Genomic DNA, 13,578 nt, shown 5'->3' on the forward strand with positions numbered 1-13,578 from the left:
TTTAAAGCTTACTCAGCGAGTTCTTTTTTCAAAGCCTCTACTAAATCGAGTTTTTCCCAAGGGAAAAAATCACCTTCAGATTTACGACCAAAATGGCCATAAGCGGCTGAAGGTTTATAAATCGGTTTATTCAAGCCCAAATGCGTCCGAATACCTTTGGGGGTTAGACGAACCAGTTTTGGTAGAACGGCTTCAATTTTGGCTTCATCGACCTTACCCGTTCCATGTGTATCCACATAAAGAGATAAAGGCTCGGCAACACCGATGGCATAAGAAAGCTGAATGGTTACCTTTTTCGCAAGACCAGCCGCCACTATATTTTTAGCCAGATAGCGGGAAATATAAGCAGCCGAACGGTCAACCTTTGTGGGATCTTTACCCGAAAAAGCACCGCCACCATGAGGGGCAGCACCACCATATGTATCCACAATAATTTTACGACCGGTTAAACCTGCATCACCATCAGGGCCACCAATTTCAAATAAACCCGTCGGGTTGACAAAAATGGCCTTATCTTCAGGCATCCAACCTGCCGGAAGAACGTCAGCATAAACGGACTTTACATATTCACGAAGCTTGGCCTGACCTTCTTTCGAACTCAAGGCAGGGCTGTGTTGAGTCGATAAGACCAACGCCGCTGCTTTAACAGGAACCCCATTTTCATAGACTAAGGTAACCTGACTTTTGGCATCAGGTTCTAAAAAATCTACCTTTTTCTGGTGGCGATCCTGAGCCAGTCGTTCTAAAATGCGATGGGCATAATAAAGCGTAGCAGGCATTAAATCGGGGGTTTCATCGGTAGCAAAACCGAACATAATACCCTGATCGCCAGCGCCTTCGTCTTTATCTTGGCCTTCATCGACACCTTGGGCAATATCCGCAGACTGTTCATGAAGATGATTAGAAAAAGAAGCCGTTCGCCAATCGAAACCGGTTTGTTCATATCCAATCGCACGGACAGTATCACGAACTACTTTTTCGATTTCTGCTTCACTGACAGGGACAGACGAACGAACTTCACCGCCCAGAATAATGCGCTGTGTGGTGACTAACGTCTCACAGGCAACACGGGCTTCTGGATCGCGCGACAGATATAAATCAACGATAGCATCGGAAATCTGATCCGCAACTTTATCGGGATGGCCTTCGGACACACTCTCAGAGGTGAACAGGTAGTTGCTACGCATAGAAAAAGGATTTTCCTTATCTGTTAGTATAAAAATGAAGCCAGCCTGATGGTTTCCCGATCAGAAAGACAGAAAAAATATTCACAGCTAATGTGATTTTTTTCTGTCGCAGAGGCAAGCCCCATTCCTCAACCACAACTTACAAAACAATGGCGTATAAAGATATAAAGCTTTCCTTATATCTAACTTAGCGGGCCTTAATACGCCCTAATAGCGTAATGAGCAACAGACTCATCGCAAAAATCAAGGAAATGCGATTCCCGTAACGGGCAAAAAAAGTGGGTTGCATGGCGGGGGGGACGACAACAGATAACCGCCCTGCTCTATTAACGGGTAACTGGTCGATAATATGTCCTTCCGCATCTATTAGAGCAGAAATGCCTGTCGAAGTCGCTCGGGCTATGGGTAACCCTTCCTCAATAGCACGTAATCTAGCTTGGGCCAGATGCTGGGGCGGACCAGAAACACCAAACCAACTATCATTGGATAAATTGAAGATAAAATCAGGGCGATGAAATCGGTCAACAACGCGCCCCGAAAAAACAATTTCGTAGCAAATCTGGATACCGACTGAACCAAAATCCTTAAAATTAAAGCTTTCTGCCCCCGGTCCAGGAATGAAATCAAGGTCGCCGGGGACTAAACGCGCTAATCCTAAATAAGAGGCCCAATGCCGAAATGGCATAAATTCTCCAAAAGGCACCAGATTAGCCTTATCATAGCGTTTTACTAATATCCCTTTTGCATTCAGGACAAATAAACTATTACGAACCGCTATAATTCGGCCTTCATCATTGCTAACAAGGGCGTCTCCCCCCAGCAATAACAAGTCACGCGGGGCTAGAATTTCACTCAGATGCGTGCGCGTAAAAGGGTCTTCTTCTAAATAGGTTTGAACAGCATCTTCAGGCCATAAAATCATTCTGGGATAAGGCTCGGCTTTTCCCGAAAGGCGGGTGAAAATCGCCGCATGGCGTGCCTGATACCGTGTATCGGCTTTTTCATCCTGAGGTATATTAGGTTGAACAATAACGAGATGTATCAGCTTTTTATCCGACCATAACCAGCGAACATCGTAACCCGCGATAAGCGTCCAAGCAACAATTGGCATTATTATTAATATAGCAGGCAGAAATCGTGACCATCCTTGTGCTGGAAAAAGCCGCTTCGTACGGTTTGGAAATATAATCTCGTATAAGGAAAGCAGTGCACCGGCCACAAGAATGGCCATTGCCGACAAAGCATAGCTACCAATCCAACGGGCTATTTCCGCTACAGGTAAAAGATTGAGCCAAATAACCCCTAAAGGATTCCATGGAAATCCGGCAAAAAGCCAAGATTTTATCCATTCACTTATCGTCCAGCATCCAGCGACCACAAGCGTCCAGCGCCAAATGGGTATGGTGGAGAGATTAGCTCTTTTCCACGCTGAAAAAGGCGAATGTACTGCGGCTATAAAATATCGGGCAGCTAATGTTCCCAAAGCCAGATAGCAGGATAAATAACAGGAGAGTAAAGGAACAGCGATGAAGCCAAGCCATGAAGGCATATTGGCTTGATGCGTGAAAGCCTGCGCAATCCAATCCAATCCTAACCAAAAATAGCCAAAGGCAAAGAACCAACCGAGAAAAAATACTTGTCGGTTCGTTTTAGATTGCCGCAATAAGGCGAGCCATAAAGCCAGTGCTACGAAGGACAAGGGCCATAAATTATAAGGCTGTAATCCGAAAGCAGCCCCAAGACCAGAAAGAAAAGCAAGAATCCATATCACAAATTCAGCCTATCTCAACAGTGCAAGAAAAAGGCAAGGAAGATTATATCTTATATCAAATCCATCTTCTCTTTCTCACTTTATAGACTGGATATTCTATTTTCAGGCCATGTGGAAAAAAAGATTCTCAATCAGGCCAGCCACATCCTGATTATATTTTCTATTTTGTTTTCAAGTTGTCAGTATTTTCCAAGTTGTCAGTAAAAGCGACTATTCATCAGACACATCATCCTATTAGAGATTATTCCCGCGTTACCCGTAAAGCTATCCCCACTACAAAGGGTGCCAATGCCAATAAAAAAAGCGAACACGCTCCCAATAGTAAAAAAGCCCCCGGCTGATGACCATCAATGGAGCCTGCACCAAAAATTAACAAAGGGACGGCTAAGGGTAATAATAATAAAGCAGTTAAAGCATTTCCGCTTTTTATACGCGCCGTCAAAGCCGCAATCATAACGCCTAAAGCCGCTAACCCCGGTGTCCCTAACAAAAATCCGGCTTCAAGATTCCAAAATACTGGCCAATCAAGCCGCAATAAAGCCGAAGCGGGTAGCAAAGCGGCCATTAAAGGTAATCCAAAACCTAACCAATGGGCTGTTATGCGAGCGACGGCGATCCATTCTTCACTGATCTGACGTACTGTATAATGATCGAAAAAACCATTGTCACAATCAGGGATAATCAACCGATCAATGGGCAGCAAAGAGGCCAATAAAGCGGCGATCCACAACACGCCACCACCTGCCTTCATTAACAGAGATTTGTCACTACCCACGGCAAAAGGAAATAATACCGCGACTAGTAAGAAAAAGAGGATAGGCAGCGTGCCCCCTGCTCCTATTAAAACACGACAATCTCGCCCAATTAATTGTCCAAGCTGTTTCATGAAGGTGAGATTTCCGGTTCTAAATCCCAAAATATAGATTGAGATTCAAGGCTAGGTCTAAAATCTTCTATAGATAGCTCAGGATACGGGTCTAAATCCAAGGCTTGATGGCTCGCTATCAAGGCGATGCCGCCTTTTTCTAGATGATCTTGGATAACATGAAGCAAACGCTTGACGGATAGTCTATCCAACCCATTCGCAGGTTCATCCAATAACCAAATCGGCGCATGGGCGGTTATCAAGCGTGCAAGAACTGCGCGCTTACGCTGACCTGTTGATAATAACCGTACTGGTAACTGGGCTAAAGGCAAAAGCGCCATTTTATCCATAGCCTCTTTTTCAGCACCCCTTTGACCATCCAAAGCAGCCCAATAAGCCAAAGCCTTTTCCAAAGAAATATCACGATCCAAAGCAAGGGCTTCGTCGGTAAAAGCAATATTGCCTTGACGGGTAATCTTGCCTGAAAACGGATTCAAAAATCCTGCTAATAAACGCAATAAACTGGTTTTACCGGTACCATTCGATCCCTTTATCATCAGGACTTCACCCGATTTTAACTGAAAGGATAAATGGGTAAACAGTAATCTATCCCCGCGTAAACAGGCGATATTGTCACAAGTAAGAACCGTATTTTGAAAACTAATGGGTGCCACCCGCCTTTTCTCGCTTTAAAATTATTGAATTGTTCTTGATAAAAATGTTTCAATGTCTGTTATTTTACCATGGGTAACGTCAAGCGGACAAATAGCCCCCCTAAATCTTCGCTTTCTTCCAACACGACTTGTCCACCGTAAATTTCTACCACATCACGAACAATCGCTAAACCTAGGCCCGTGCCCGGTTTTCCGGTATCAAGTCTTGCCCCTCTCTTGAAAAGCTGACCACGCATGTTCTCGGGGATGCCTGTCCCATCATCCTCAATCAAAATTTCGATCTGATTATTATTGCGTTCTACGGTAACAAAGACCCGTCCTTGACCGTATTTAGCCGCATTTTCAATCAAGTTGCCGAGTATTTCATCTAAATCTTGGCGCTCTATCCGGACAACCGCATCCTTTACACCCGCAAGATCAATCGTGGCATGAGGGTATAATCGCGTTACGGCACGTTCTACCGCTAATAAAGAGGGCCAAACTTCGGCCTGACTCTGGGCATTACCGCGCCGTCCAATCGCACGGGCGCGGGCCAAATGATGATCGACATGACGGCGCATCGTCATCACTTCCCGCAAGACAACGGCCTTTAATTCGGCACTATCTGCATTCGCTTCATTGGTGATAACTGTAAGAGGTGTTTTTAAAGCATGGGCTAAATTACCGGCATGTCGTCGTGCTTCCTCAGCTTGGCGCTCGTTATGCCGCAATAAAGCATTAAGCTCTTCAATAAGGGGGGCGACTTCATTGGGCATTCTATCTCGAATACGGGATGCCTGGCCATTTCTGATAGCACTGATTTCTACACGTAACTTACGTAACGGCCATAAACCAATAGTAACCTGTAAAACCGTGATAACGATCAATCCTGACCCTAAAATTAAAAAAGCTTTAAATAGGGTATGGCGTAGTTTTTTGATTTGATTATCAAGTGCAGTCCGAATTTCTGCCACTTGAAACCGCCATAAAACAGGTGATCCGGGTAAACGCACATCGCGTTCCATAATTCGCAAAGTGCCATCAGAAAATTCGTTGCTATCGTAAATACGGACCAGTTGGCCTTTGGGCATAGGGCTCACATGTAAAAAACGATCCCATAAAGAAGGCGAAGGAAATCGCTCATAACCATTACCGCTAATTTGGAAATAAAGACCGCTATAAGCCTCCAAGAAACGCTGATCGCCGAGAGGCCGATTAAGACGAACAGCCCCTTCGGGGTCAATTTCCGAAGAGGCAATCATCGCCGCTAGAACATAATCAAGTTGGCTATCAAAATTATCGGTAACGGTCTGAGTCAGCACCCGATCCAAAGTCAAACCACCACCCAACAACAAGACAAAAATCCAGAAAGCGGAAATTGCAATTAAACGTTGAGTTAAAGAGCCCGTTGGTTTTAAAGGTAGATCATCTTCTACAGGGGCCGCCATAATCAGTTCTTTTTCTGATGCCACCTCCCGAGAAGAAAACACAGAAAAACGATTCCACTTATTATAAAAGAACCGGCCTAACGCCATAATTAGCTATTATTCCGTTCCTCGGGATCATTCAGAGCATAACCAAGTCCACGGATAGTAGTAATAACATCCTGACCTAATTTTTTACGAATACGGGTTACAAAAACTTCAATAGTATTAGAATCCCGATCAAAATCCTGATCGTAAATATGCTCGATCATTTCGGTGCGGCTGACCACTTTTCCTTTATGGTGCATTAAATAAGATAATAACTTATATTCCTGTGCTGTCAGCTTTACCGGTTCACCCGCCAAAGTAACCTTGCCCGATCGGGTATCCAACCGCACATCACCAGCCGTTAATTCAGAAGATGCATTGCCAGAGGCGCGACGGATCAGAGCCCTCAAGCGTGCGATTAACTCTTCAGTCTGAAAGGGTTTCGTTAAATAATCATCGGCACCCGCATCAAGCCCAGCGACCTTATCAGACCAACTGTCACGGGCGGTCAAAACCAAAACAGGCATTTCCCGTCCCTCTTTCCGCCAACGATCCAAAACCGTTAAGCCATCCACTTCTGGCAAGCCAAGATCAAGCACTACCGCATCATAATTTTCGCTTGAGCCTAGAAAATGACCATCTTCGCCATCTGTAGCAAGATCGACAGCATAACCAGCGCCTTCCAACGTAGTCCGTAACTGGCGACAAAGCGTCGGCTCATCTTCAACGACTAAAACGCGCATACCGCTCTCTTCTCTCTCATTCTTCTATTTATCTCGCCATACCGCTAACCCGCAGAATTATCCATTCTTGTACTGCATAGAGATAAAACACTTTAACCCTATGTTGTTCCTCATCTTTTTAAAAAGATCTGCTTTTTTATACAATCATCGGATAATAGCGGTTTTTGCGAAAGCCTATTGTTTATATAAAATTTCTCCCTGCTCTAGAAAGCGCCATATTTATAATAGCTTAATTATTTCCAGTAAGCCGCTTTACTGGTATGCCCAATACCGGGATTGAAATAGTTTGTCGGATCAAGGGTATGGTAATGCTGTTTTAAACTATCTTTTGCATAATAAAGATGACCGACATTATGTTCAGCCGGATATTCAGCATGACGTTTATCTAAAATTTTCCACATCTGATGTTCAATTTCAGAGCAGTTCTCCCCTTTTTTAATAATATAATCTTGATGAAAAACTTGGCAGAAAAAATGACCATAATAGAGAATATGGCTTATTTTTTTCGTGATTTCAGGGGGTAAATGTTCCTGCCATGCCTTGTTATTACGGGGCAGTGCAATATCTAAGGCAACAATATCTTCCACTTCTTCGGGGTGAACATCCCTATAACGAATGGCAGCACCGGCGGCGGCAAAACGATGCAGAAAAGCTTTTTTGCCTTCTTCTGCAGTGCACTCAAAATAAGAACCCGTCGCTTTTTTGAAAAAAGACTCCAAAAAATTACGGGCTTCGCTGATACCATCGGCTGATATTTTCAAGATCAGATGATGTTCATAACGATCACGAAATTCATCCATCCTTTTGGGAAGATGATGAGGAAACAAGGTCGAAGAAAATTGCATCAGATGATCACTAAGATGCCGCGGTATCAAATGGCTGACACGATCATTTAAACCGTCCATCCAACTCTTCAGTGCAAAGAGTTTGGGCAACCGATCGGTGCCGAGATATTCAATCGCCAAGAAAGTATCTTTACCGTATTGGGCAGCAATATCATAGGCATGTCGATGCAAATATTCTCCAGCAATGGGTAAACATTGAAAATCTTTTAAAATATGACGCCGTAATTCGGTAAATTCATCGGGATCATTCGTGCCAATATAAAAAACCTTGGCATCTTTTTGCTGGGGAAAGGTATCAAGGCGCACTGCAAAAAGGGCTATTTTCCCTGCACTTCCCGATGATTCATATAAACGCGTAGAATCTGCATTAAAGCGCGCAGGTGTTTCGGCTTCAATTTCTCTGACATGATGCTGATAATCATGGTCTGAGGCCGATTTACTATCGTCATTAATAATATCAGCCTGTGTATATTGACCCTTTTCTACACGACTTAAAATAGTCTCAGGGTCATCGCCTAAACGAATGCCCAGATGGTTAACTAATTCTAATGTGCCTTGCTCATTGATGCGGGCATAAAGGGTTAACTGCGTAAAGGCAGGGCCTCGCTGAACTAGAGCGCCGCCGGAATTATTACAAACACCGCCAAAAACGGATGCCCCGATACAAGAAGAACCAATGACGGAATGCGGTTCACGGCCCAAGGGTCTTAAGACATTTTCTAATTCATAAAGGGTTGCACCCGGAAGGCAGATCACCTGATGCCCGTTATTAATCGGCTTTATACCAGTAAGGCGCAGACCACTTATTAAAACAATATCACGATCATAATCGTCCCCATCGGGAGTCGATCCTCCAGTCAAACCGGTATTAGCAGCCTGCATGATGATGATTTTTCCAGCTTCCACACAAGCCGCAACTACTTTCCACATTTCTACCAATGAAGAAGGACGAACAACCGCTAGCAATTTTCCCATGCCAAAACGGAAACCCTTACAATAATGATGCATCTTTTCAGCAGAAGTCAGCACATGACTGTGACCAACAATGGTATGAAGACGAGATAAAAATTGCTGATTTTCGGCTTCATTGCCATGACCCACAGAAGAGGGAAGCTGAACCATTATCTGCTACCTTTTATTAGAAAATTTAAATATTTTTTATAAAAAATATAGTAATTTTATTTTATAAATTTTAATCAATATACAATATTGACAATAGATTTCTACTAAACAATATTGATAATATTTAAGGATGTTCAATTTCATCTTTCACGAAGGGCTTCTTTCGCCCGATTTAAAGGCTTAATCAAATACTGTAATATTGTTTTTGAACCGGTATGAATATCAATTGTTGCCACCATACCCGGAACAATTGGGAAGCTATGCCCTGATTTATTAGTTAAATGATCAGAATCTGTACGAACCCAAACCCGATAATAATAAGTATCCCGACGGACATCATCTTGGACAGTATCGGGAGAAATAACCGTTACCTTAGCCGGAAGCCCTCCATAGATAGAATAATCATAAGCGCTCAATTTGACCATGGCGCTCTGTCCCGGGTGAATAAAAGCAATATCTCGCGGTGAAATACGGGCTTCGACCAAAAGTTGTTCATCCATAGGGACAATAGTCATCAATCGACCATTAGGAGGAATAACGCCCCCCTTAGTAGTAACCTCAATATCTTTCACGATGCCGCGCATGGGAGAAGAAAAGGTTAAACGGTCTAACATATCAGACCGCCCCCGAGTGACTGATTCTTGCGCTTTGGCCTCGGCTTCCGCCTTTTCCAAATCTTCACGCGCTTTCACCATATACTGACTTTGCATATCATCAGCACGCGTTTGGATTTCACTGATTTGCCGTTGCAATCGCAACACTTCAACATCACTGGCAGCCCCTTTGGCCACCAGAGGTTCGGTCATAGCCAGCTCATTTTTGATTAAAGTAAGCTGACGATGAAGATCAGAAAGACCTGTTGCAAGGCTAGTGCGACGCGAATTATAGAGCGCTGTTTCTGAACGAATTAAGGCCGGATAAGCCTTAACTTCTACTGGGAAAGATAAAGGCATATTGTTGACTTCTGCACGTAGCCGTGCCGCCGTTGCTTCGGCAGCAATGGCCCGTGCGGCGGTCTCATCAACAGAAGATTGCGTGCGCGTACGATCCAGCTGAGCCAACATTTGTCCAGCTTTGACAATGTCGCCTTCTTTTACTTTTAAATCAACAAGGATTCCCCCTTCCAAAGACTGGATGGTTTGTTCATGAGAGGAAGGGACTACTTTTCCTGTACCGGTTGAAACCTCGTCTAAAGTCGAAAAAGCGGCCCATAGAAAAAAACTTACTAATAGAGCCGCAATAATCCAAATAATCCGTGTCGGCATTCTAAGCAGACTATGATGGGCAAGGGGTTCTATACCTGTGTAAGAAGGGGAATCAGCCATGACGCAACCTTTTCAATACAGCATCACGCTCGCCATCCACGACGATGTGGCCATTATCTAAAATGATAATGCGATTGACCCACCGCAAAACAGCTTGACGGTGCGTGGCAACAACCAAGGTACGGGTCTTTATCCATGTTTCCAAACCGGTCAGTAAGCGATGCTCTGTCATGTCATCAAAATGAGCAGTGGGTTCATCCAGTAAGACAATAGAAGGTTCGGATAAAATCAAACGAGCAAGAATAATGGATTGACGTTGCCCCCGTGATAATTCACCGCCTCCTTCACGTAACAGCATATCCAAACCATCTGCCCGCTGATCAAGAATGCCTTTAAGGCCGACCTGATCCAAAGCGCACATAATTTGATTATCGGTGGCTAAGGGCGCACCCATAGTCAAATTATCACGCAAACTGCCATAAAATATTTTAGCTTCCTGTGTCAGAAGCCCGATGTCTCGCCGAAGATCAGAAGGGTCGATGGCAGCAAGCGCCAAACCATCGAGCGTAATTCTTCCGGTCACAGGTTGGTGAAGACCTGCTAACATACGTAATAAGGTTGATTTACCGGCCCCGTTTTTTCCTAATAATGCTATTTTATCGCCGGGTTGGATGGCTAATTTGGCAACATCAATATCTGGACGACCTCTTTCCAAATCGTGCAGAAAGCGGACTTCTTCAAATTGATATTGTCCCCGAATAACGGGGGCTTGTAATAACTGTACTTGATCTGCCCGATCGGCGGGGCGGTTCATCAAAGAGTCTAACCCTTCACGAGCAACGCGGGCTTGCTGAAAGCGAAGAAAAAATCCGGCTAATTGTGCTAAAGGCGCAATCATACGAGAGGTAAGAATAGAACAACCCACCAAAGCACCCGTTGTCATCGTCCCTTTCATCACCTGAAAACAACCGACTAATAAAATTAGAGCATAAACAACGGTTTGTATTTCCTGACTCCAAGTGACAATCATGCCGGTAAAAAAGCGCTGTTGCATAGCAATGGAAGCCGCCACCGAGTGGACATGATTCCACCGTCGTTCAAAGCGAGGCTCCGCCCGCATCAGTTTAATATCTTCAAATCCATCCACGGCTTCGATCAGTAAAGCATTACGTAAAGCGGATTCACGCATCCCTTGTTGTGACAAGCGTGCCAAAGGATATTGTACCAAAATACCGGGAATAACTAATAAAGGTATGGCGGCTAGGGCGACCCAGATCAGGTTTCCGCCGACCATCCACAAAATAGCCAAAAATAGACAGAAAAACGGTAAATCTGTAATCATGGCAATGCTGGTCGCAGTCAATAATTCGCGTACATGTTCCAACTCTCGTAATTGGGCAATAAAGCTGCCAGCGACCTTAGGACGTGCATCGTACATTAAACGGATAGCATGGCCAAAAACATGCTCTGAAATCCGCAAATCTGCCTTTTTACCAATAATATCTAATAATCGGGTGCGGGCTACTTTTAATATCAGACCGAAAAAAACGGCCATAATCACCCCTAGAAACAAAACCCAAAGCGTTGGTTGGGACTGTGCCGGAACAACGCGATCATATATCTGCATAGAAAAAAGGGTAGAAGAAAGGGCTAGGGTATTAATAAATAAGGAAGCAAGAATGACATCTCCGTAACGACGCCAATCGGCCAAGGCTAAACGACGAAACCAATCAGAACGATAAGGGCGGATATAATCATCGACACGCCCATCAGGAATAGCCCGTAAAGGCCGTAAATAAGCGATTTCTACTACATGATCAGCTAACCAATCACTAGCCGTCGGTGTTTCCAAATCCCCTTCACCGGAAAAGCGCACGGCTAGATGGCCATCACCGTCGTTAGCCATAATGCAACCAACACGCCCATCATCCCAGCGGGCAATTAACGGTAAGGCGACCCCCAACCTTACAGCAGATTCAGCCTTTTCGCCCGTTTCCAACCGAAAGCCTAACCCTAAATGACGCGCCATAACAGATAAACGACCTTCCCCTGATCGCGCATCATCCCAAGACATAATATTACGAATATGTTCAATAGAGACCGGCAAATTATAATGGCGGGCAATCGCAATCATGGCCTCTAGCCATGATTCCAACGTATCCCCTGCGCCTTCTGCGGTTTTGCCCCCCTGCTCACTCACGGTAATATCTCCAATCCCTGAACGACACTGTGATCAATGCCGTAAACAGCGCGCGTGCGACCGGATGCCGCGACCTGATCGGCTTCACTCAACCAAAGATCATGATGGGCATTGACGTTCTCTACACGGGCTTGATAAATTTCTTGTTCACTGTTCAAAAGGTCGATTAAAGAGCGCGATCCCAAACGATATTGATCCCGATAAAGATCACGCGCTTCTATAATGGTTTCCAATCTATCTTGAAGAATACCTAAACGGCTGATCGACCCCATAGCCGCCGCATGGATAGAGCGGAGCTTATTATGTGCCTCTAATAAAGCCGTTTGTTGTCGTGCATGGGCCGCTTCTACGGCATGACTGGCCGCTTTTAACTGACTTAAGATACCGGTACCCTGAAACATCTGGGTCGATACATTCAGAATAATGCTGCCGTAATCTTGTCTTCTATCCGGTGCTGCCGGATAGATAGACCCCCGTAAGGAACGGCCATAATTACCATCTAGCGAAATAGTGGGAAAACGACCGGCTTTGACGATACCTAACTGGGCTTCGGCAGCTTTCGCTTCGGCCTTAGCTTCCAGTGCTGCGGGTAATAAATCCGCATCAAGCGCTGCATCAACCGGCGCATCAGGTTTAAAAGGCGGCAAATCATGGGGTTCTGCAATACATATATTAGAAGGTAACGGTCGGGTTTCATTCATTAAGGTACGTAAGTTTTCCTTTGACTGTTCCAACATGGCACGGGCTTCAATCAGATTAGAGCGGGCTTGATCAAGACGGGATGAGGCTTGAATAGGATCAGATCGGGTAGAAATCCCTGCCTTAGCCCGCAATTCAGCCATCTCTTTTACAGAGGAGACCGCCTGTAATAAATCCGATGCTGCGATCGTTAGCTGTTGGTAACGATGCACATTAACAATCGCCTCGGCCACATCACGTGAAACATCATCAATTGCCCCTAAAACCTTGGCTTGTTGGCGGGCAGCCAAGGCATGGGCCTGCATGACCTGATGAGATACTTTTCCAAAATCATAAAGCATTTGTGAAGCAGAAGCCGAAATGTAAGGACCGAGCCCCCGTGCTGAAGTCCACGGGCCACCGCTAGTCCCCGCTTTGAATTGAGGATAATACCCTGCCCGCGCGACCCCGATACCACTTTGCTGCTGACTTAAGGTGGCGATTGCATCCGTAATCGAGGGATGCGCATCAATAGCGCGATGAATTGCCTGATTTAAAGTTAACCAACCATCAACATTAGCATTACGTGCTACCTCGTCACGCACATAGGCAGGTTCTTCATTACAGGCCAAAGCATCCGCTAAAGTGGGTAAGCTATCTAATCCCGGCATTTTGGGGGCAAAAGCATGAGAGGAGGCAAGAGCCGGAATAGGGGCTATCGCTATCATGAGAGGCAAAAAGCCTCTCATGCAGCGATGCCATTGGGCTCGCATGGAC

At 44.9% G+C, this 13,578-nt stretch carries 10 protein-coding genes; all 10 read right to left on the minus strand.

Annotated elements, in window-relative coordinates:
- Nucleotides 1-8 precede the first annotated feature (8 nt).
- Nucleotides 9-1,187, minus strand: coding sequence for a methionine adenosyltransferase (gene metK, locus ZYMOP_RS04670; protein WP_013934205.1), 1,179 nt, complete (start codon nt 1,185-1,187; stop codon nt 9-11).
- A gap of 187 nt (nt 1,188-1,374) precedes the next feature.
- Nucleotides 1,375-2,958, minus strand: coding sequence for an apolipoprotein N-acyltransferase (lnt, locus tag ZYMOP_RS04675; RefSeq protein WP_013934206.1), 1,584 nt, complete (start codon nt 2,956-2,958; stop codon nt 1,375-1,377).
- 241 nt (nt 2,959-3,199) lie between these two features.
- The gene (locus ZYMOP_RS04680; protein ID WP_013934207.1) at nt 3,200-3,844 is read right to left on the minus strand and encodes a heme exporter protein CcmB; all 645 of its coding nucleotides are present in this window, start codon (nt 3,842-3,844) and stop codon (nt 3,200-3,202) included.
- On the minus strand, nt 3,841-4,497 hold the full coding sequence (gene ccmA, locus ZYMOP_RS04685; protein WP_013934208.1) for a heme ABC exporter ATP-binding protein CcmA: 657 nt from the start codon (nt 4,495-4,497) through the stop codon (nt 3,841-3,843). The genes ZYMOP_RS04680 and ccmA overlap by 4 nt, the downstream gene beginning before the upstream one ends.
- 59 nt (nt 4,498-4,556) lie before the next feature.
- A complete protein-coding gene (locus ZYMOP_RS04690) occupies nt 4,557-5,924 on the minus strand; it encodes a sensor histidine kinase (protein ID WP_080558582.1) in 1,368 nt (455 codons plus the stop codon).
- Nucleotides 5,925-6,013: 89 nt separating this feature from the next.
- On the minus strand, nt 6,014-6,691 hold the full coding sequence (locus tag ZYMOP_RS04695; protein WP_013934210.1) for a response regulator transcription factor: 678 nt from the start codon (nt 6,689-6,691) through the stop codon (nt 6,014-6,016).
- A gap of 233 nt (nt 6,692-6,924) precedes the next feature.
- Nucleotides 6,925-8,658 carry a D-lactate dehydrogenase gene (gene dld / locus ZYMOP_RS04700; protein ID WP_013934211.1) on the minus strand — a complete coding sequence of 578 codons (1,734 nt, stop codon included), beginning with the start codon at nt 8,656-8,658 and terminating at the stop codon, nt 6,925-6,927.
- A 140-nt stretch (nt 8,659-8,798) separates the two neighbouring features.
- A complete protein-coding gene (locus ZYMOP_RS04705) occupies nt 8,799-9,983 on the minus strand; it encodes a beta-barrel domain-containing protein (RefSeq protein ID WP_013934212.1) in 1,185 nt (394 codons plus the stop codon).
- Entirely contained in the window at nt 9,976-12,123 is a 2,148-nt protein-coding gene (locus tag ZYMOP_RS04710) for a type I secretion system permease/ATPase (protein ID WP_013934213.1), read from the minus strand. The genes ZYMOP_RS04705 and ZYMOP_RS04710 overlap by 8 nt, the downstream gene beginning before the upstream one ends.
- Entirely contained in the window at nt 12,120-13,529 is a 1,410-nt protein-coding gene (locus ZYMOP_RS04715) for a TolC family outer membrane protein (RefSeq protein WP_013934214.1), read from the minus strand. Before ZYMOP_RS04715 ends, ZYMOP_RS04710 begins: the two co-directional genes overlap by 4 nt.
- Between the last annotated feature and the right edge of the window lie 49 nt (nt 13,530-13,578).

This window comes from Zymomonas mobilis subsp. pomaceae ATCC 29192 (assembly GCF_000218875.1).
GTDB lineage: Bacteria > Pseudomonadota > Alphaproteobacteria > Sphingomonadales > Sphingomonadaceae > Zymomonas > Zymomonas pomaceae.

Excerpts from the sequence above, each read along its gene's own strand:
- ZYMOP_RS04680 (WP_013934207.1), bottom strand. The coding sequence starts at position 3,844 with ATGAAACAGCTTGGACAATTAATTGGGCGAGATTGTCGTGTTTTAATA.
- ZYMOP_RS04705 (WP_013934212.1), bottom strand. The coding sequence starts at position 9,983 with ATGGCTGATTCCCCTTCTTACACAGGTATAGAACCCCTTGCCCATCAT.
- ZYMOP_RS04715 (WP_013934214.1), bottom strand. The coding sequence starts at position 13,529 with ATGATAGCGATAGCCCCTATTCCGGCTCTTGCCTCCTCTCATGCTTTT.
- dld (WP_013934211.1), bottom strand. The coding sequence starts at position 8,658 with ATGGTTCAGCTTCCCTCTTCTGTGGGTCATGGCAATGAAGCCGAAAAT.
- metK (WP_013934205.1), bottom strand. The coding sequence starts at position 1,187 with ATGCGTAGCAACTACCTGTTCACCTCTGAGAGTGTGTCCGAAGGCCAT.
- ZYMOP_RS04690 (WP_080558582.1), bottom strand. The coding sequence starts at position 5,924 with ATGGCGGCCCCTGTAGAAGATGATCTACCTTTAAAACCAACGGGCTCT.
- ZYMOP_RS04695 (WP_013934210.1), bottom strand. The coding sequence starts at position 6,691 with ATGCGCGTTTTAGTCGTTGAAGATGAGCCGACGCTTTGTCGCCAGTTA.